This window comes from Nostoc sp. (genome assembly GCF_036917815.1).
GTDB lineage: Bacteria > Cyanobacteriota > Cyanobacteriia > Cyanobacteriales > Nostocaceae > Nostoc.
Genome location: NZ_JBALEK010000036.1, coordinates 26,860 through 47,265 on the forward strand (window position 1 = coordinate 26,860; position 20,406 = coordinate 47,265).

General features: G+C 43.2%; 17 protein-coding genes and 1 pseudogene. 8 read left to right on the plus strand and 10 right to left on the minus strand.

The genetic code is table 11. From position 1 onward, the window contains the following. Nucleotides 1–457: 457 nt before the first annotated feature. A complete protein-coding gene (locus V7K97_RS10030; protein ID WP_334800754.1) occupies nt 458–1,381 on the minus strand; it encodes a tRNA (5-methylaminomethyl-2-thiouridine)(34)-methyltransferase MnmD in 924 nt (307 codons plus the stop codon). A 181-nt stretch (nt 1,382–1,562) separates the two neighbouring features. On the opposite strand from V7K97_RS10030, the gene V7K97_RS10035 reads away from it, so the two are divergent. Next, the gene (locus V7K97_RS10035; RefSeq protein WP_334800755.1) at nt 1,563–2,381 is read left to right on the plus strand and encodes a sulfurtransferase; all 819 of its coding nucleotides are present in this window, start codon (nt 1,563–1,565) and stop codon (nt 2,379–2,381) included. A 62-nt stretch (nt 2,382–2,443) separates the two neighbouring features. Here the strand turns inward: V7K97_RS10035 and V7K97_RS10040 are convergent, their stop codons facing one another. Continuing rightward, nucleotides 2,444–3,943, minus strand: coding sequence for a hypothetical protein (locus tag V7K97_RS10040; RefSeq protein WP_334800756.1), 1,500 nt, complete (start codon nt 3,941–3,943; stop codon nt 2,444–2,446). 549 nt (nt 3,944–4,492) lie between these two features. Between V7K97_RS10040 and V7K97_RS10045 the strand changes: the two genes are divergently transcribed. Further along, the gene (locus V7K97_RS10045) at nt 4,493–5,626 is read left to right on the plus strand and encodes a FecR family protein (RefSeq protein WP_334800758.1); all 1,134 of its coding nucleotides are present in this window, start codon (nt 4,493–4,495) and stop codon (nt 5,624–5,626) included. A 276-nt stretch (nt 5,627–5,902) separates the two neighbouring features. After that, the gene (gene gor / locus V7K97_RS10050; protein ID WP_334800759.1) at nt 5,903–7,279 is read left to right on the plus strand and encodes a glutathione-disulfide reductase; all 1,377 of its coding nucleotides are present in this window, start codon (nt 5,903–5,905) and stop codon (nt 7,277–7,279) included. Nucleotides 7,280–7,494: 215 nt separating this feature from the next. On the opposite strand, the gene aspS is transcribed toward gor, so the two are convergent. After that, nucleotides 7,495–9,282: an aspartate--tRNA ligase gene (gene aspS, locus V7K97_RS10055; RefSeq protein WP_334800761.1), complete on the minus strand. Its 1,788-nt coding sequence runs from the start codon at nt 9,280–9,282 to the stop codon at nt 7,495–7,497. Between the two features lie 197 nt (nt 9,283–9,479). Here aspS and V7K97_RS10060 point away from each other — a divergent pair. Beyond that, nucleotides 9,480–9,917: pseudogene (locus V7K97_RS10060) on the plus strand (hypothetical protein); the annotation flags it as partial. Nucleotides 9,918–9,996: 79 nt separating this feature from the next. On the opposite strand, the gene V7K97_RS10065 reads toward V7K97_RS10060, so the two are convergent. The 6 genes from V7K97_RS10065 to V7K97_RS10090 form a co-directional block, all read right to left on the minus strand. Continuing rightward, a complete protein-coding gene (locus V7K97_RS10065) occupies nt 9,997–10,734 on the minus strand; it encodes a phycocyanobilin:ferredoxin oxidoreductase (RefSeq protein WP_334800762.1) in 738 nt (245 codons plus the stop codon). Between the two features lie 141 nt (nt 10,735–10,875). Continuing rightward, complete coding sequence (locus V7K97_RS10070) at nt 10,876–11,469, minus strand: Maf family protein (RefSeq protein WP_334800763.1); 594 nt, start codon at nt 11,467–11,469, stop codon at nt 10,876–10,878. A gap of 74 nt (nt 11,470–11,543) precedes the next feature. Continuing rightward, a complete protein-coding gene (gene psbP / locus V7K97_RS10075; protein ID WP_334800764.1) occupies nt 11,544–12,089 on the minus strand; it encodes a photosystem II reaction center PsbP in 546 nt (181 codons plus the stop codon). A gap of 202 nt (nt 12,090–12,291) precedes the next feature. Then, nucleotides 12,292–12,621: a ribulose bisphosphate carboxylase small subunit gene (locus tag V7K97_RS10080; RefSeq protein ID WP_292714139.1), complete on the minus strand. Its 330-nt coding sequence runs from the start codon at nt 12,619–12,621 to the stop codon at nt 12,292–12,294. A gap of 46 nt (nt 12,622–12,667) precedes the next feature. Next, nucleotides 12,668–13,075, minus strand: coding sequence for a RuBisCO chaperone RbcX (rcbX, locus tag V7K97_RS10085; RefSeq protein ID WP_334800765.1), 408 nt, complete (start codon nt 13,073–13,075; stop codon nt 12,668–12,670). A 95-nt stretch (nt 13,076–13,170) separates the two neighbouring features. Next, entirely contained in the window at nt 13,171–14,601 is a 1,431-nt protein-coding gene (locus V7K97_RS10090) for a form I ribulose bisphosphate carboxylase large subunit (protein ID WP_334800767.1), read from the minus strand. Between the two features lie 763 nt (nt 14,602–15,364). On the opposite strand from V7K97_RS10090, the gene V7K97_RS10095 reads away from it, so the two are divergent. The 4 genes from V7K97_RS10095 (at nt 15,365) to V7K97_RS10110 (ending at nt 19,073) form a co-directional block, all read left to right on the plus strand. After that, nucleotides 15,365–16,471 carry a ligand-binding sensor domain-containing protein gene (locus V7K97_RS10095; protein WP_334800769.1) on the plus strand — a complete coding sequence of 369 codons (1,107 nt, stop codon included), beginning with the start codon at nt 15,365–15,367 and terminating at the stop codon, nt 16,469–16,471. Nucleotides 16,472–16,563: 92 nt separating this feature from the next. Beyond that, nucleotides 16,564–17,334, plus strand: a complete 771-nt coding sequence (gene panB / locus V7K97_RS10100; RefSeq protein ID WP_334800770.1) for a 3-methyl-2-oxobutanoate hydroxymethyltransferase — start codon at nt 16,564–16,566, stop codon at nt 17,332–17,334. Between the two features lie 197 nt (nt 17,335–17,531). Then, nucleotides 17,532–18,368, plus strand: coding sequence for a 4-hydroxy-tetrahydrodipicolinate reductase (gene dapB, locus V7K97_RS10105; RefSeq protein WP_334800772.1), 837 nt, complete (start codon nt 17,532–17,534; stop codon nt 18,366–18,368). Nucleotides 18,369–18,386: 18 nt separating this feature from the next. After that, entirely contained in the window at nt 18,387–19,073 is a 687-nt protein-coding gene (locus tag V7K97_RS10110) for a phosphate ABC transporter permease (protein WP_334800773.1), read from the plus strand. Nucleotides 19,074–19,372: 299 nt separating this feature from the next. On the opposite strand, the gene V7K97_RS10115 is transcribed toward V7K97_RS10110, so the two are convergent. Beyond that, nucleotides 19,373–20,266 carry a hypothetical protein gene (locus V7K97_RS10115; RefSeq protein WP_334800774.1) on the minus strand — a complete coding sequence of 298 codons (894 nt, stop codon included), beginning with the start codon at nt 20,264–20,266 and terminating at the stop codon, nt 19,373–19,375. Nucleotides 20,267–20,406 lie beyond the last annotated feature (140 nt).

The following is a 20,406-nucleotide window of genomic DNA, read 5'->3' on the forward strand; positions in this document are numbered from 1 at the left end:
TGTTTTTACTTACTAAGTTATGGTAATACTCAAGTACTGTGAAGTAGTAGCTAGTATTAAATATTACCATAGAAACAATCTATTTGGCTCGTAAAAACTCGTTGCCTGAGTATCTGGAAAATAAATGAGAATTTTTGGCAAAAAATGTTTAATTTTTCTGGAATTAGGGACTTCCAACAAATAAATTATCCAATCTTGTGGGGTGGGTGTCTCACCCGCCCCACAAGAAATAGTTGAGTATTTTTTTATTTGTCAGTCCCTTAACGACTGAGCTGACTTTTCACGTTATGTGGAAAAGTCCACCAAAAACCTAACCCCCTAACCCCCTTCCCTACGAGGGAAGGGGGAAAATTCAAAGTCTCTCTCCTTAAAGGAAGAGAGAAATAGAAGTGAGGTTTTCCAGATGCTGCTGAATTGTCAGAACGACTGAGGAACACGCCCATTGTAGACATGGCAACTACAAACTAGTTCCGATAAAATCCCTGCCTTGTGTTCCCAAGAGCCACCTTTTTCGCCAATGGGAGGTAGGTTCTAGGGAAGACGTTTGTTGCTCTTGTTGTCGCCGCATTTCTATGACTTCAGTTTGATCTCTCAATTGAGGATCGCGATAGGGAATAGCAGCACGAGTTAGCAAGTGTTCTTTTTCAGCTTGTGAGAGGGTGGTGAGTGCTGAGTCATCTTTAAACTCAGCACTCCTAAAATGTCTTGCCACGGTACCAGGCGATCGCCTTCCCACTGGTGGGGTAGAACCAATCACCAAGTCAGCAGACAAAAGTGCTGTGCGTACAGCAGCAGAACAAGAATAGGTGGCTAATAAACCATCTGGATGTAAACACAATGCCAGCTGTTTAATAAATTCAATAGTCCATAGTTGAGGACATTGAGTTGGTGAAAAAGGATCGAGGAAAATTGCGTCTGCCCAGAAACCCGAGTGAGATACTAAGCTAATTGTAGTTCTAGCATCGCCAATTAGTAGCTTCCCTTTCAGGTAAGGTGTTTGCACCTGATGCTCAAAAGCTAACTCTTTCAAAATTCCAATATAGTTACAGTTCCAATTGTCGAACAAGTGATGAGCGATCGCAGCTTGTGGCACAGATGGATTCAGTTCTAAACCGATTACTTCAACACAACAACTGGGATTCACTGCCCAAATTGTCTGCAAAGCGGCAGCTGTGTTATATCCTAGACCATAACAAATATCCAATAGTCGCAATATTGGTTTTTGAGCAGCTATAGCCAGTTGAGTCGGTTTCACAAACTTGAAAAAACTCTCCTGCCTAGCTCCATAATGGCTGTGAAAGGATTCACCAAACTCTTGAGAGACAAAGGTGAAAGAACCATCTGCTGTTAGTTTCGGTGTAAAATTCTCTAAGTCTGACATTTTATAAATAAAACTAAATAATGCCAATGCCCCATACCCTTCAGGAATCCTGAGTGCTGAGTAGGAAATCTAACTTATTTACTCAGAATTCGTGAAAGCGGAACTGTTTTACCCAATGCCCAATGCCCCATACTTCTCTACGAGAGACTGCGCCAACGACTGCACTCAGTACAACTACCCTATGCCCAATCATCAATTTGTTGTTTCACCAGCTTGGTTGTTTGAACATCTAGAAGATCCGCAAGTCGTTATTGTGGATTGTCGCTTTTCTTTAGCGGATGCACAATTAGGACAACAACAGTATCAAACAAATCATATCAAAGGGTCATATTACCTAGATTTGAATCAGGATCTTTCCAGTCCAGTGGGTAAGCATGGCGGGAGACACCCTTTACCTAACCCCAATGATATCGCTAACAAATTTGCAGCGATTGGGGTAAATTACCAAAAAACTTTAGTTGTAGCTTATGATGATTCGCGCCTTGCCTTTGCTGCTCGTCTGTGGTGGCTATTGCGCTATCTAGGACATGAGCAAGTCGCAGTACTGGATGGAGGCTTTGCAGAATGGCAAAAAGCTGGGTATTCTGTTACAGATGTTATTCCTCACCCCCGCGTGGGTACTTTTGTCGCTCAAGTACAATCACAAAATGTGGTAAATATTACAGAGGTTAAAAGCCGGAAAGATAGCCAAGAGGTAGTATTGGTAGATTCAAGAGAAAGCGATCGCTACCGAGGTGAACGAGAACCAATTGATAAAATTGCCGGACATATTCCCGGTGCAGTCAACTATCCCTGGCAAGAAGTTACAGACTCTTCCGGGTACTTACTCCCTCAAGATGAGCAACGCCGCCGGTGGGAAAAGCTAGAAACAGCCGAAGAAATCTTGGTTTATTGCGGTTCTGGTGTTACCGCTTGTGTGAATTTACTTTCTTTAGAATTAGCTGGCATTAACAAGGGTAAACTTTATGCTGGAAGTTGGAGTGATTGGATTAGTCATTAGTCATTGGTCATTAGTTATTGGTTTTTGGCAAAGGACAAATGACTAATGACAAAGGACAAATTTCAAAACCGACCTAATTGCAAATTGTAATTAACACTGAAGAACCAGCCATCAAAATCAATATTTTCGGCGGTTGAACTACCTAAACTCACTCCAGCCTGCACATTCATATTAATGGTATCGGATATTCGGTAATTTAAGTGCCCAAATAGCCGATGAAGTTGGTCTTCTCGATCGCCGTCTGTAAATTCCGACAAGTTCACCTGGTAGTCAATACCAACCTGGAGAGGTTTTTGCAAGTAGTAGTTGAGAGACACCCAAAAGGAATTGATTATCCGATTACGACTTGAGGGGTCAGCAAAATTTACACTCAATTCGTAGAAGCTATCTAGCGTTAATCTTGAACTTAAGGGATCTCGCCGTCCCAGAGACAGTTGGAAGGAAGTCTCATTTAAAAAGCGATCGCCTGCTTTGAAGCTATCGGTGCGATCGCTGTTGTTGGCATAAAATAACTGTTGATTGCTCCAACTGATTTCTCCGTACATTCGCGGGGATAGCTGCTGGTAAATATTGAGATTTAATCTGACCTGGTTGTAATCATATTGTGACTGATTTATATAACGAATGAGATTGCCATCAATTGAGCCGTTTAAATAAGTCTTAGATCCCAAAGGGAAATATGCAGAGGCTAACGTCAGTCCAGAAATAATTAAACCATCTTCTGTTGGACTATCTTTTGAGGAAAAAATGTTATTTGTTTGGAAGTAGCCCACATTGGCCTGTAGATAGCCTATGGGTTTAAACTTAACTACGGGTTGTTTTGTCGGTGGTAGTGGCTGCTGTTCTAAGGGTTTTAACCGCACCCGCAACCCCAATTCGCGATCGCTATCAGACTTAGGTGGCTGTTTTCGCGATCGTATCAGCTCCATTAGCCTCTCTAGCCTTTTTTGGGACTGATTCATCTCAGGCGCATTTAATAGTCGGTCTTTTGAGTCTAAATCTAAAGGAGATGTGGGCAAATTATTGGGCGGCGATTCTAGCTGTGGCGGGTCATTTTGATTTTGAGTATCTTGAGGTTGTTGGGTTTTCTCTGGCGGTTTAGGTGTTTCTCGTGTTTGCTGTGCCAGATTTAACGGCATCTGGAAGTCTAAAGGATGCGACTCACTGGACTGCTTGCACAAAGGGTTAATTGCCTCTTGTTCCAACTTCTGACATAACTGCTGGTAATTTACCAGACCCAGTGCTGAGTGCTGATTCCTATTAGTGGTAGCGGAGCCTTGAGCCAGTGCTGAGAAAATCAATAAATACTCAGTGCTTATGTACTTGGTAGAACCAAAGCCCCTGATGGGCGGAATATTTTCATCGCTAGAAGCTTGATACCCCGCCTCTTCTGTACGATCTTTCAACTCAGCACTCTTCATCTGTGTGCTTGGTAAATTTTTAGGATGCCAAATATCTGTATTTGCAGATTCTGCCGCATCTACTCTAATGCAACACCAACTTCCACCAGTGGACGCTAACAAAATACAAAAAAACAAATTCTTCCAGTTATTGAGTCGCATCTGGTTAGATCGCGTTTGCCGAACATAGCCCGACAGCCTGTATCGGAAGTTCCGACTCAAAATATACAATTGAGTACATCTATCTGAGCTTTGTAGGTATATACTGAAACTACAAACTAAAATTGCTATTTTTCGGATTTTTACCAGATTTTTTTGCAAAACTGAGATGCTCCGATAAGAATTTTGCTGAACCCTAGTGAAATACAGCCAGTGAGTCATTTCACAACAGATCCCTAACAACTCCTTTCCCCGCATAACTCATGACCCTGTGGCTGATCTGATTAGAAAGAATTATCTGTAAGATAGTCCTTGTTTAATTCTTTGTATCAAGTACTAACTTTTAAATATGCCACAGATTTTATTGCATAAAATGTCAGTTTCACAAGAAAAACTTAAATAAACTAAACACATAGGTTATTATCTATTCTGTGTATTAAATGTACATTAAATTCCAGATAAGTTTACCTAACAAAACTTAATCTCACAATTAGCAGCAGCTGAAACCTTTAACTTGTTTGGTATTATTTGAAGTTTAGAAATTCTCAAACTATGTTTCATAAATCGTTTCCACTATTAGTAATTGGTTTATGGGGATTTATAGTACTGCCTTTGCCAAATCGGGTAAGTGCCATAACTCCTCTGACGCGAGCAGAGATTCAGAACCTCCGCAACTTGGTACAACTGATACCCAAAGATAGACAAAAGAAGCGTCCGGCACGCAAATTAGATGCAATGATTCCTGGGGATGGGTTGTCAACTGGTCGGGCTTCCCTAGCAGAGTTGCGCTTTAACGACGGCTCTTTGGCACGAGTTGGGGAAGAGGCTATGTTTCAATTTTTACCAAAAACTCGCAGCTTTAGATTGTCAAATGGAACCGCATTGCTGCTTATTCCACCTGGAAGGGGACAAACATTTATACAAACGCCAAGTGCAGCAGCAGCAATTCGTGGTTCGGCTTTATTTGTACGCTACAACCAACAAACAGATACCACGATTGTCGGTGCGCTGACAAATAGTGGTATTGAAGTTTCTAATAAGGAAACTTCTCAAACTCAGGTGCTGCAAGCAGGACAGATGATGGTTATAGTTAAAGGCAAATTTCAGGGCTTATACGATTTTGATCTTAGAAATTTTTATCAAACGAGCGATATGGTCCGGGGGCTTGATTTAACCAAGCAAAATGTTACACCTACAGCCGACCCAGCGATCGCTAGCGTTCAAGCTGAAACTGCTGCGGCTTTGAGGACACAGTCGCCCATAACAGGTGAGGGAGTAGTTGAAAACCCAGCTTTTACAGAGCTAACTACTAGTCCTTCAAGTTCTTCCACCAAAGACACGCTCACAGACAATTCCCCAGTAGAACCCATTGGAAATGATTCCCCATTAAATTCCTTTGAGGACATAGGACAATTCCTGTCAAATACTGAGCAACGATTTGGCAGAAATGGTAATAATAACAATATAGTTAATCCGAATAATAACGGAGTCTCTACACCAATAACTCCTGTAGAATCTGCACCAATAACTCCTGTAATCTCTACACCAATAACTCCTGTAGAATCTGCACCAACGCCTCCTGTAGTAACTCCACCAACGCCTCCTGTAGTAACTCCACCAACGCCTCCTGTAGTAACTCCACCAACGCCTCCTGTAGAAACTAAACCTCCACTGAAAACCACATAAACGTAAATTTATACCCAGCGCTAGGGGCAGAACTATAATAAGTTTCTCCACAGGCGTTTTATAGCCTCCGGCGTACCGACGGAGGTTATATTAACTTCTAAGACAAATTCACTCAAATATGGAGCGCTTAACTGATGACTGGAAGTTACGAGTGTGCGGCTTGCAGAAATCAAGGATAGGATTTATGTAGGGTTCACCGGATATCCTTATATAGTTCAATCGCACTCTGTGTAAGTTCCCAAGAAGTAACTTGTTGCTAAAGAGATACATAAATTTATGACTTTTGATTACGACCTATTTGTAATTGGTGCGGGTTCTGGAGGTTTGGCGGCTTCCAAACGAGCGGCTAGCTACGGCGCAAAAGTGGCGATCGCTGAATATGATTTAGTTGGTGGCACTTGTGTAATTCGCGGTTGCATTCCCAAAAAACTCATGGTCTATGGCTCTCACTTTCCTGCAATATTCAGTGAAGCTTCAGGCTATGGCTGGAAAGTGGGTAATGCGGAATTGGACTGGGAATATTTCATTACATCTATAGATAAGGAAGTTCGGCGACTGTCACAACTACATATAAGCTTTTTAGAAAAAGCCGGAGTAAAGCTAATTTCCGGTCGCGCCACGTTGCTAGATCCCCACACCGTAGAAGTTGATGGACGCAAAGTTACAGCAGACAAAATTTTAATTGCTGTTGGTGGGCGTCCTATCAAGCCAGATTTACCAGGAATGGAATATGGCATTACCTCTAACGAAATATTTCATCTAAAAGAACAACCAAAACACATTGTCATTCTTGGCGCTGGTTATATTGGCACGGAATTTGCTTGTATCATGCGCGGTTTGGGTTCTGAGGTGACGCAAATTACCAGAGGTGAAAAGATTTTGAAGGGGTTTGATGATGACATTCGCACAGAAATTGAAGAGGGTATGACAAACCACGGAATTCGGTTGATTAAGAATAATGTGGTAAAAACAATTGAACGGATGCCAGAAGGGTTTAAACTAACTTTATCAGGGAAAGACCAAGAACCAGTAATTGCCGATGTGTTTTTAGTAGCGACTGGTCGAACTCCCAATGTCGATGGACTAGGTTTAGAAAATGCTGTGGTCAATGTTGTTGCTAGTTCTATCGAAGGACCTGGATACCTGAACACAAATGCCATCGCAGTCAATGAATATAGTCAAACTAGTCAACCGAATATCTTTGCTGTTGGCGATGTCACAGACCGAATCAATTTAACTCCCGTGGCCATTGGTGAAGGTCGTGCCTTTGCCGATAGTGAATTCGGCAATAACCGCCGCGAATTCAGTCACCAAACTGTACCCACAGCCATATTTTCTCACCCTGAAGCCGCAACAGTCGGCTGGACAGAAGCCGAAGCACGGGAAAAACTCGGTGATGCTGTTACCATATATCGCAGTCGCTTTCGCCCCATGTATCATAGTTTGACTGGTAAGCAAGAGAAGACAATGATGAAGTTAGTGGTTGATACCAACACTGATAAAGTCCTAGGCGCTCACATGGTAGGTGAAAATGCAGCTGAAATTATCCAAGGTGTAGCGATCGCACTCAAGATGGGCGCAACCAAAAAAGACTTTGACGCTACTGTGGGTATCCATCCCTCAGCCGCAGAAGAATTTGTCACAATGAGGTAATAAATAAGAGTTATAGCGGTTCTCGTTCACGTGAGGTACACCCGTAGGGGCAATTCATGAATTGCCCCTAGACCTTGCGATCTAATTTTCCACCGCATCTGAGTGGGAACCGCTATATGAGTTATGTTTCCATTGAATTGGGGACTGGGGACTGAGAAGATTTGAATGGGGATTCAAAACCCAACCAAATCTTACTTAGACAATTCCCTAGTTCACTAAGCCTTTGGTTTATAAGTTGAAGCAACGTGTAATTCTTTCAACTGTTTAGCATCTACACTCGAAGGTGCATCTGTTAATAAACAACGTGCTTGTTGTGTTTTCGGAAAAGCAATTACATCACGAATAGATTCTTCTCCAGCTAGCAACATCACCAAACGATCTAAACCGTAGGCGATGCCACCATGCGGGGGTGTACCATATTCAAATGCTTCTAAGAGAAAGCCAAATTTACTTTGCGCTTCTTCAGGAGATAACCCAATTGCTTCAAACACTTGCTGTTGAATTTCTCGCTGATAAATCCGTAGACTTCCGCCGCCAACTTCTACGCCGTTGAGTATCAAGTCATAAGCTTGGGCGCGTGCAGTCTTTAAATCGCTCAAATCATCAGGATGTGGTGCTGTAAATGGGTGGTGCAGTGCTTCTAGACGCTTTTCGTCAGCATTCCACTCGAACATTGGGAAGTCTGTAATCCAGAGTAAGTTGATTTTTTCTGGATCAATTAAACCAAATTCTTTAGCGATCGCTTGCCGTAGTCTATCTAAAGTTTTATTAACTGTAGCAGCTTCCCCTGCCCCAAACAACAGCAAATGTCCAGCTTTTGCACCTGTGCGGCGTAAAATTTCTTGTTTTTGCTCAACGCTTAGGTTGTCTTTTATCGCGCCAATGGTGTCAATTTCGCCATCATCTCTGACGCGGATAAAAGCTAAACCTCTAGCACCGGCTTCGCTGGCTTCTTTAAATAAGTCACCGCCTGGTTTAATACGGACATTAGAAATTACATCGTTACCGTTGGGAATGGGGAGAATTTTGACGATACCACCATTGATAACAGTGTCTCGAAAGACTTTGAAACCAGAGTCTTTGACGATATCTGAGACATCAACTAATTCCAAATCATAGCGTGTATCTGGTTTATCACTCCCGTAACGTTCCATCCCCTCCGCGTAAGTGAGACGAGGGAAAGGGCGCTGTAACTCAATGCCTTTAACGGTTTTGAAGATATGGCAAACTAAGTTCTCGTTTAATTCGATAATTTCTTCTTGGGACATGAAGCTCATTTCCATGTCCAATTGGGTAAATTCTGGTTGTCTGTCGGCGCGTAAATCTTCGTCACGAAAGCAACGGGCAATCTGATAATATCTATCCAAGCCAGATACCATCAGCAATTGTTTAAATAACTGGGGTGATTGCGGCAAAGCATACCACTCGCCAGGATTGACGCGACTGGGTAGAACATAATCCCGCGCCCCTTCTGGGGTAGAACGGGTAAGTATTGGGGTTTCGACTTCGATAAAACCTTCCAAATCTTCTAGATAACGACGCATCGCTTTGACAATTTGATGACGCAGTTGCAAATTTTGTGCCATGCGATCGCGTCGTAAATCTAAATAACGATATTTTAGCCGCAAATCTTCCCGCACTGTTTCAGTATCAGCTACAGAAACTTGGAAAGGTAACTGTTTGCGGACAGCATTGAGGAGTTCAATTTTATCGGCGTAGATTTCTACCTCGCCTGTTGGGATGCGGATATTCAACGATTCTTCGGGACGTTGTGTTACCCTACCAGTTATTTTGACAACATATTCATTTCGCAGGGCGTTCGCCTGCTGGTATGAATCTGGGGTGCGTTGCGGATCGCTGACAATTTGGACAATTCCAGAGCGATCGCGTAAATCTAAAAATATCACCCCACCGTGATCGCGGCGACGGTCTACCCATCCGTAAAAGGTAACTGTTTCTCCAATATGTTCTTTTCGGAGTTCGCCGCAATAATGAGTTCGCATAAGTGTTAGTTCTGTTTGTCTGGGCTAGATTGGCAAGAAAATGTCAAAGCCTTCCCATTATCTAGCATCAATAGTAATTGTAGTAGTTCTGGTGAAATAAAAAATGAAATAATCTCATATATAAGGAAAGCCATAACACCCGAAGGCTGGGTTTTACATACACAGGAAGGTAGAAAACTATCACATAGACAGCAGCAATTACCAGTTTAATAGATGCCCAGACACGATTTGGTTTAGTCCGAATTGAAGACGAGCAGTTTTTCTCAGAGTGATCTGAAGGATTAAGCTAAAAAACATCTAATTTGCATAACTGAATTAAACATAAGTATTGTGGGGTGGGCAACATGAGCACCCTAATTATGCAAGTTAAATCTAAAATTACCGAAGCTGAAAAAACCTCCCTGGATGTACTGTGGCGCAGATATCTATATCATCGTGCTGAAGCTGATTTGTTAGAGGGGACGGTGATATTGTTGGTGGTGTCTACCTTACTAGCGATCGCAAGATTTTACGATCCTCTTTTTGAAATTGTCGCAGAGTCATCAGCAGAGTTAGTGCTGGATGATGGAGAGGAGATACAGCATGGACGGATTGACGTTTTGGTGCTGCAAAATCAGTTATGGGTTGGTGTTATACCGTTTCTTTATGAAGACGCATAAAAAGAACTCCACCGCCTGCGGCACCTCCCCAAGGCAATTCACAGGATATGGCAGTTTAATTGGGGAGATCGAATAAAACTGTGGTCATGTAATTTTCTGCCCAAACTGGGCCAAAGGCTTTTTCTAATACGCGGCGGGTTTTATCGTTTTGCTGCTGTTTGGTGCAGTAGTTGTGTTGTCCGGCGATATTTTGTGTGACTTGTTCAACTGAAACGGGATGTGAGGCGATCGCTTGGGTGCAATGAATGTCTAAAAATTCTCGCACCCGCGAGAGAAACATTGTTTCTTCTTCTGGAGAACTGGGGCGGACAAAGATGCAAAAATCTGAAAAAATATTTCCCCATTCAGGTAATTCACGGGGTTGGGAAAAGTTAAGCACTGTGAGCTGTGTCAGTGCAGAAGTATAAGATTCTGGTAAGGTGCGTTCTAATTGAATCGGCGAAAGGTCTGCGATCGCTGCACTAATTTGACCTCTACCCCCAACTAAATCGCAACCAAACATCGGCAGGTTGTATTCTGGACGGGGAAACATGACGCAGTGCAAAATATCCAGCATATTGCCGATTTTCGCCAATTCCAAGTGCATTTTCCGAAACTGGGGCGTTTGATAGCAGCGATTTTCAATCGTCAGTTTTTCGCCTTCTAGTCTACCTTCCACATACCCCAACTCATCAGGCAAATGGTAGGGGGATAAATCCAGGTGCTGATGCCAAGCTGCCTCAATACAATCAGCTAGCTGACGAATTAGGGGATGTTGTTGCTCACGCAGCGAGGGCATAGAAGTAAATGACATAAGCTAGTTGGGAATGCGATCTAGTAGTCAGTCTACAACCAGTCGTGCCATACCTGTTGTGGTTTGCAATATAAGCAAACACTTGACATTAGTCATTAGTCATTGGTCATTGGTCATTAGTCATTAACTTTGAGCAAAGGACTATTGCCAGAAATCAGTGACATCGTATCCCAATTCTCCTAGCATCTGCCGCAGCAGGGGTAAACTTAGTCCAATTACATTGCTGTGACAACCTGCGATTTTTTCAACGAATAAACTACCAAAACCCTCAATGGCAAAGGCACCCGCACACTTGAGGGGTTCACCTGTGGCAACATAAGCTTCAATGGCCTTGTCGCTCATTTGAGCAAAGTAAACTCTTGTAACTTGTGACTTGACTAAAGTACGGTTTTCCTGTAAGTCAATTAAGGTGTGACCTGTGTATAAGTCGCCAAAGTTACCTTGCATTATCTGCCACCGAGCGATCGCTTCAGAAGTGTCTGCTGGTTTGCCATAAATTTCACCATTCATCGACAAAACTGAATCACAACCCATAATCAAAGCCGATTCAAACTGCGGGGCTACAGTTTTTGCCTTGTAGTCGGCAAGAGTTTTGACCAATTCTGCTGGATCACTTAGTTCAATTTGCGACTCATCAAAGTCACTAGGTCTAACTATCGGTTCAATACCAACAGTTTGCAGCAAGCGTCGTCGGGCTGGGGAAGCTGAGGCAAGTACAAAAGGTGGAATTTTCATGAGATTTTAGAAAAACTTATTAATTGGGCATTGGTGATTAAATATATTCTCTATCCCCACTCCCCATTCCCCAATTAATATACAGAAAAAGAATTAACAACCTCATCAATCATTCGTTTAACTCTTTGCCAGCGTTTTTCAGGAATTGACGCGTTGAGGGTAAAAAGTTTACCACGACTTACAGCAACACTGGCGATGTTGTGTCGTTGCTGTTGATTGGGGAGATTAACCTCATACTCTAAAAGGTAATATATTTTACCGTCTACTTCTCGCTGTACGGCATTGACTAATTCCGCCGAACGACCAGAGTCAGGAGGCGCGAGAGCCGCTTTTCCCAATTTATATCCTACTTCTGTTGGGGTTCCCAATTCTGACAAAGTTTTGCCTTCTGGAACTGGGCTAATGACAACCGAAACATTTTCAGAAACTTCAATCAAATCATGGAAAACCACATCTGGCCCATTGGCAACTTTCACTTGCAGCCAGCCGTTAGGATATAAAAACTGATAGCCGTCACTAGTGTCTACAAAGCTTTTGAGTCCAGCCGCAGCCGCTACATCGGAATTACTCAGACTGAAGCTCAACGCCAATAACAAAATTAATACAATTCGTTTCCACATTTATACAGATTCCTTTGGGCTGGAGACAACACTAGGCTTGCATCATTTCTCGTCTTTATTGTCCCACCAAGCGGGACGCTTCGGATAACTCCGTGCCCTTTGCGTAAACCTCTGCGTTTCAAAAAAAATCTAGTAAATAGGAGAGGCAGATAATTCTACCTCTCCTATGGGGATAAACTAATTACTAAAAGCTAGGGAGCTTTTAGTATTTGTTGGGTTTGTGAACAAGAAAACTGAGAATTTGGCACTGCTTGATGTTGTCAAAACCCACAACCCGGATATAGCTGGTGTTGAATTGAGAACGGCAAGCTTGAACTTCGCTCAATACTTCTTGAGTGGATTTAGCACCGAACAAAGGCAGCTTCCACATTGTCCAATATAATTCTGTTGGCACAGAAGTTTCGTTAAACTCGATCGCTGGAATATAACCTTGATTCAAAATGTACTGAATCTGCTTGGCAATTTGAGCGTCAGAAAGGGGGGGAAGATAAGAAAGGGTTTCGTAACGACGTTCTTTTGGTAAAGTTTGCATAGTTTTTGAGAATGGGTTGCGATTTTTTACTACTAGGTTGACCGAACTAATTGGATAAGTTATCCAAATTCGGATCTGAAGTTGCTTGCTGTTCTGGTTGCAGGCTGGGGTTAGATGTGTCTATTCGTGTGATGCGTTCTAAATGCTGGCGACGCTGTTCCATGTTGGCTTGCTGAATGCCAGTGCGAACCATTTCCGGTAAAAATTCGGCAATTTCTTCGGCAATGTGTTCTCTGACAGTCATGATTCGCAATGCCAAATCCGGTTTTTCTCGCAACAGTTGATCAATGTATGACTCACCATTCTGAATTTTGCCAGACGAAAAGTTATGCAACCAAAGTTCTAATGGAGGATTCGTTTCGCCTAGCTGTGCCAATACTGTCCTTAGAGCCTGATAAGTCAGATAGCTTTGGAGAGTTTTGGCTGTGTCCTTCGCAATTTGCTTAAGATTCATGCTTGACCCCAGCCTAAAAAAGTAAAAAGTAAAAAGTAAAAACAAGGAATGGATATTTTCTTTTACCTTTTACCTTTTAACTTTTAACTTCAAGATCAGACGGTATCCATTGCTTCAAACTCGAACTTGATTTCTTTCCACAGTTCGCAAGCAACAGCCAGTTCAGGAGACCACTTGGCAGCTTCGCGGATGATATCGTTACCTTCACGAGCCAAGTTACGGCCTTCGTTACGAGCTTGAACAACGGCTTCCAAGGCGACGCGGTTAGCGGTTGCACCAGGAGCGTTACCCCAAGGATGTCCCAGTGTACCACCACCGAATTGTAGTACGGAGTCATCACCAAAGATTTCTACCAGCGCGGGCATGTGCCATACGTGGATACCACCGGAAGCAACAGCAAATACTCCAGGTAGAGAAGCCCAGTCTTGGGTAAAGTAAATACCACGAGACTTGTCTTGCTCAATGTAGTTTTCACGCAACAGGTCAACGAAGCCCATTGTGATGCCACGCTCACCTTCCAACTTACCAACTACGGTGCCAGTGTGGATGTGATCGCCACCAGACAAACGTAGGGCTTTAGCCAATACACGGAAGTGGATACCGTGGTTCTTTTGACGGTCGATTACAGCGTGCATCGCCCGGTGGATGTGCAGCAAGATACCGTTGTCGCGGCACCAACGAGCCAAGGTAGTATTGGCGGTGAAACCTGCGGTGAGGTAGTCGTGCATGATGATGGGCTGTTTGAGTTCTTTAGCGTACTCAGCCCGTTTCAGCATTTCTTCACAGGTGGGGGCGGTGACGTTGAGGTAGTGACCTTTGATTTCACCGGTTTCAGCTTGAGCTTTGGCAATAGCTTCAGAAACGAACAAGAAGCGATCGCGCCATCTTTGGAATGGTGCGGAGTTGATGTTTTCGTCGTCTTTGGTGAAGTCCAAACCACCTCGTAAGCACTCGTATACAGCACGTCCATAGTTCTTAGCAGAAAGACCCAATTTGGGCTTAATGGTACAACCCAACAAAGGACGACCGTATTTGTTTAACTTGTCGCGCTCAACTTGGATACCGTGAGGAGGTCCTTGGAAAGTCTTGATGTAAGCTACTGGAAAGCGAATATCTTCTAGACGCAATGCCCGCAGAGCTTTGAAACCAAACACGTTACCAACAATTGAGGTTAAAACGTTGGTTACAGAGCCTTCTTCAAACAAGTCCAAAGGATAAGCAACGTAGCAAATGTACTGGTTGTCTTCGCCGGGAACTGGTTCGATGTCATAGCAACGACCTTTGTAGCGATCGAGGTCGGTGAGCAAATCTGTCCACACAGTTGTCCAGGTACCTGTGGAAGATTCAGCCGCGACAGCCGCACCTGCTTCTTCGGGAGGAACACCAGGCTGAGGTGTCATACGGAACGCAGCTAGAAGATCGGTATCTTTTGGTGTGTAATCGGGTGTGTAATAAGTTAATCTGTAATCTTGAACCCCGGCTTTATACCCAGATTTGCTCTGAGTCTTCGTTTGAGCGTAAGACATAATTTTATCCTTCCCTGAAATCACTCTTTCTTAATTATCAAACCACGTTTTGTGCAACTTTCCCTCACCCCGCTCTTGCCCCCTTGAGCGAGGGGAAGATTAGGAAAAACTTTTGTTAGGAGTTGCCTTTGGCAGAGGTTAGCAGTTTTTTTGCGGTGGACACTTTGGTAGCGGTGGTAGCCCTCCTCACCAGTGTTTTCCCCTTCTAGGGGTACACGACCTAGCGCTTCTACTATTCCCTCTTGCTAAAAATCAAAATTCTTTTTTATCTCTTCTTCGCACCCGACTAAACCTTCTCAATTTCACTAAAACTTCCGCACTTGGCGGCTAGCATTTAGATGGATAATTCCCCCATAAATTAGGATATTCAGGGGATTGGGCTGGTTGGCACACATTCCCGCGTTTACACTTCTCATATCTTCCCCGTTCATGGAAAAGATACCAGAAAAGAATTTACTTGACAGAGATTTAGGAGAGTGGTGAGTGAACGATAAAAGAATTGCACACCACGCGATTTGTAACTTATTTCACAATATATCAAGAATTCGATAAGTTATTCTTTGAAAGTTTTTAACTTATCTATTTAATTTTGTTATTACATAAAGATTTAAACATTTTGTTACAAAAGCTTTACAAAGTGTCATCAGTGGTATCTGGGGAGTAGGGAGATCAGGAAGATGAGGGAAATCTCAATACCCAATGTTTAAAAAATCCCAGCTAGGGGAACACTGGAATTAACCCAAAGCTAGCTTAGGTAAAGGCTATGGGTACTGTCTCCAAAGGAAATGTTACCGTGGTATTGTTTTGCAAGCGTACTAGTTTATTGATTACTTCTATTTTGCTGGGGTTGATAGCTGTGCCAAGTATGGGATGGGCACAAAAAACTCCTGACATCAATTCATCTGATTTAACGCCCAGTTACCCACCTTCTGCACCGCCACCGCGAGTAGAACCTTTGCCGGATGAACGGGGAGTGCAAGAACATTCGCCGGAAACTGATTATCGTGTCGGTAACTTACTAGAAGATGTTACAGGCAATCTTTGGGTAGGTTCTTGGCGCGGACTATCGCGGATTGATCCTAAAACTGGCAAGATTATTTCTCGTGTTAGTTTACCGAATGTTGCCATTGGTGCTTTAGCCCAAGACAAAGTAGGACGCTTGTGGGTGGGAACTTATGAGGGACTAATTCGAGTTGACCCCCGCACTAGCGAAATCACCGCACAGAATTTATTTTTGCCTTCTAAACGGGTGTTGTCGCTGTTACTTGACAAACGGGGTTATTTGTGGACTGGAACCGATAGCGGTTTAGCTCTCATTAGTCCTGACCAAGGCTTGATTATGACAACATTAAAAAATCTGCCTGGTGTCAGCGCTAACACCCTGACTTTAGATGCTGAAGGTCAATTGTGGGTTGGCACTCTTGATGGATTGGTGCGGGTAAATACTGCTAGTGCTGCGATTATGAAGCGGATAACCGATTTACCAGGGACGACTGTACAAGCTTTGGCTATTAGTCCAGAAGGGTTAATTTGGGCGGGAATGCCAAATAATTTACTAGTTATTAACCCAAAAACTGGTGCAGTGTTACGGTCTGTAACTCACCTGCGTGGGCGTGACGTAACAGCGATACGTTTTGCTAAAGATGGTAGTGTCTGGGTTGGTACTAGTAATGGTTTGTTACGATTAAATCCAAATACAGGAGCTGTGTTAGACGCAGAAGTTGCTGGACTTCCTTCTAGTCGGGTTCTTACCCTTGCACCTGACATCAGCAATAAATTATGGATTGGCACTAGTGAAGGTTTAGCTTGGTTAATGCCCAAAACCAACAGTGCAAAACCCCATCTTGCTTTTAGTCACGCTGTTAAATGAGGGAATGGGGAGTGGTGAGTAGGGAGTGGTGAAATTCCCTAATCCCTAATCCCTAATCCCTACTCCCTACTCCCTACTCACCACCGAGAAAAATGGCAATCACTACCCAGCAATTAATTCAATGGAAACAACAAGGACGTTCAATTGTGGCGTTGACCGCCTGGGATTATGCGATCGCTCAACTCCTCGATGCAGCTGGTGTAGACTTAATCCTTGTGGGTGACTCTATGGCAGTAGTTCTAGGGTATGAAACAACACTGCCAATCACTTTGGATGATATTATCTATCACGCCAAATCCGTGCGCCGTGGGGTGAAACGGGCATTAGTAGTTGTAGATTTACCATTTTTGACGTATCAAGAAAGTCTCCAACAAGCGATGCACTCTGCTGGGCGGGTGCTGAAGGAAACGGGCGCTCAAGCGGTAAAATTGGAAGGTGGCTATCCAGCGATCGCCCAAACTGTGGCTCGTTTAGTAGAAGCCGGAATTCCGGTTATGGGTCATGTGGGTTTGACACCGCAATCGGTACATCAATTGGGTTTGCGCCAACAAGGTAAGACCCAAGAAGCCAGTGAGAGAATTTTACAAGAAGCGATCGCTCTTGAACAAGCCGGTGTATTTTCTCTGGTGTTAGAGCATATACCCGCAGATTTGGCAATGCAGATTTCCCAAAAATTAAGTATTCCCACAATTGGCATCGGTGCAGGAATTCACTGCGATGGACAAGTTTTAGTTACTTCAGATGTCCTCGGACTTGTAGAGAAGCACCCACCATTCGCCAAAGTTTATACAAATTTACGCGAGACGATTACCAAAGCTGTACAAGATTATGCCGCAGAAGTGCGAGAGCGGAAGTTTCCTTAATTGAAACAGGTTACTGGCTAAGATAATAGGATGAAAATGAGAGCCGATCTTTTGGGGAGTGGAAAAACTGAGCGATTAGTGACAAAAATCCGGGTAGTTGGAATTAAGCCAGAGATTTGAGCTATTTCCGACAGCAGCCCCACGCCGACCAAAGTCTTTACAATTTCGTTGTTGACTCAAAAAGTATTTCTCGACTTATGACGAATCAAGCTCCTATCCCGGTTATTGTCAACGGTGCTGCTGGTAAAATGGGCCGTGAGGTGATCAAAGCAGTGGCACAAGCGCCTGACTTAAACTTAGTGGGTGCAATTGACCACAGTCCTGAACATCAAGATAAAGACGCTGGAGAGTTGGCCGGTTTAAGCGAACCCCTGGAAGTGCCGATTACCAATCAATTAGAACCGATGTTGGGGTATGTGGCTGGCGACAGAAAATCTCCTCCAGGGGTGATTGTAGACTTTACCCATCCAGATTCAGTTTATGACAATATTCGTAGTGCGATCGCCTATGGTATTCGTCCTGTAGTTGGTACCACTGGGTTAAGTCCAGAACAAATTCAAGACTTGGCAGACTTTGCTGACAAAGCTAGCACTGGTTGTCTAATTATTCCTAATTTTTCCATTGGGATGGTGCTATTGCAACAAGCTGCGATCGCCGCCTCAAAATATTTTGACCATGTGGAAATTATTGAACTACATCACAACCAAAAAGCCGATGCTCCCAGTGGTACTGCTATTCAAACAGCGCAGTTATTAGGAGAATTGGGTAAAACTTTTAATCCTGCTCTTGTAGAAGAAACGGAGAAATTGCCAGGAGCTAGAGGTAGTATAGCAGATGAAGGGATTAGAATTCATAGCGTCCGCTTGCCGGGATTAATTGCCCATCAGGAAGTGATTTTTGGCGCAGCCGGACAGATTTATACTTTACGACATGATACGAGCGATCGCGCTTGTTACATGCCAGGAGTGCTACTAGCGATTCGCAAAGTCTTAGCGCTAAAGTCGTTAGTATATGGATTAGAAAAGATACTTTAAACATACAATTGGGCACTCATGTTAGTACCACTGACTCGCCAGAAATTTGAACAAGTTGTCCCCCTAATTGCCACTGGTTTGCAGTACAAGTACTACTGGGGGAAGTTCTCAAATTTTTTGCAACGGCTGTTAATTTCTGTAGTTGCCGTAGTCGCTATTTTGCTTGTAACATTCCTTTTCAAGCTTGAGTTTGCTTCAATAGTATTTGTGCTAGGGATAGTTAGCGCTTTTTTTTGGCTGTGGTATCCGGTGTTTCAAGCAAGTATGCGGAATTTGCAATGCCGCCGTTATAAGTACGGCGGCTTTTTCCGTGGTCGAGTCCTAGATTGGTGGATTACAGATCAGTTAATGGGTAAAACCGAAACAGTCAACAACAAAGGCGAATTGGTGATTGTAGAAAACCGAGAAAAACAGATAAACTTAGAGGTGGGTGATGATACAGGATTTACTATTGAATTTGTAGCACCATTACGTGCTGCCCACAAAATTATTAGTCGCGGCCAAATTGCCGAAATGGTAGTGATGTCAAATCGCCCAGATTTGAGCAGTATTGAAGAATTCAGCGATATATACTTTCCCAGTCGCAACTTGTGGGTTAGCGATTATCCTTATCTGCGGCGGGATTTCTTTAATGAAGTCGGTCGTCGCTTGGGTGAAGATCAACAACAAAAACCGCGTCGTCGGCGTCGGAGAGTAGAGGATTGAAATGGGCATTGGGGATTGGTGATTGTGTTCTTCAAAGTATTGCCGAAGTTCCTCCGCTTTCTTAAGAACAACTGTGGAACTAATTTTTACTATCTTGTACGTCTGGGTGCAGGTTCTACGTTTTGCCTAATAGTCAAGCACGCGCTGATCTTGGACTTGTTTCCGCAAAAGTTACACTACTTCTCTTTTTGACAAAATGTTAGATAGGACTTACGCAAAACTACACGCGGTAGGGGTAATTCATGAATTGCGCCTAAGAACAAAATCATTCTTTTCGGCTATTGTTTGCGTAAGTCCTGTTAGAAACCACGAAGATATTCTTCCCAGTTTACGTCTGTGCCTACCAGCTGAATAATTGCCCGAAGGGTCTCCAAAAGTTTGGTAGGCTGTGTATACAACAAGTTCATCAGTCGGTTACAGAGATATCGATATCGTGATGGCAGATACATCCGGTAGAGTTCGTACATCCAAAACCCTTGTTGGGTCTCATTATCATAGTCACCAAATTGAGTCCAATATTGAAAATGCCGATTGACCATAGCTTCTTGTTCCACAGTCAATAGCACACTTGGTACAGGAAGGTACATAAATGATGGCTGGTCTGGTTCTGAACACCATTCATTTGGGATACACTGTGCAGGAATTTCAATCTGACCTCGTTTAGAAACATTGACGAACTCACTATCTGGAAATCTTTTCTGAAGGTCTTTTTTGCTTTGGTAGGTTAAATCAGTACAGCTTAACCAGGAAACGTGCTGTAAACCTAAGACTCCCGCAATTTTAGACCCGATTTCTTCAACAACTAAATCCGTTGCTAGGTTTTGCAAACTAGACGCAGTAGATTCATTGATGATTGCTCGACTGAGCAAATTATCTAAAGGTGCTGCAAGTTTTTTGAACAACTGATTATCTTCTGGTTGATAGCTCAGGCAAGCTAATTCTATATCTTTGTCAAAAAACTTGACCCAACAACCGTGTTCTGCAGCAAAGGCATAGTGAATCAGAAGTTGAGTATTGTGCTGAATAAGCTGATCAATCGGCCCACCCGCTTCTTCTAGTCCCTCTACAATAAAGGGAATGTATTTCCCTGAACTGGAAATAACCATTCCATAACGGTTTGACTGCTGAATTAAAAACTTAACATCTTTTATGTTTGAGGCTAACAGGTGATAACTATCACTGAATTCACTCATGAAGATTTTAAATTAAGACCTTAGACATAGTTTATCTACTGAATTAGGACTAGCCCTTTCAAGGTGACTCAGTACATTAGACTTTTGTTGGGTGGAGCGGAGCGCAACCCAACTGATTATCAGGATGTTGGCTTTGGCAA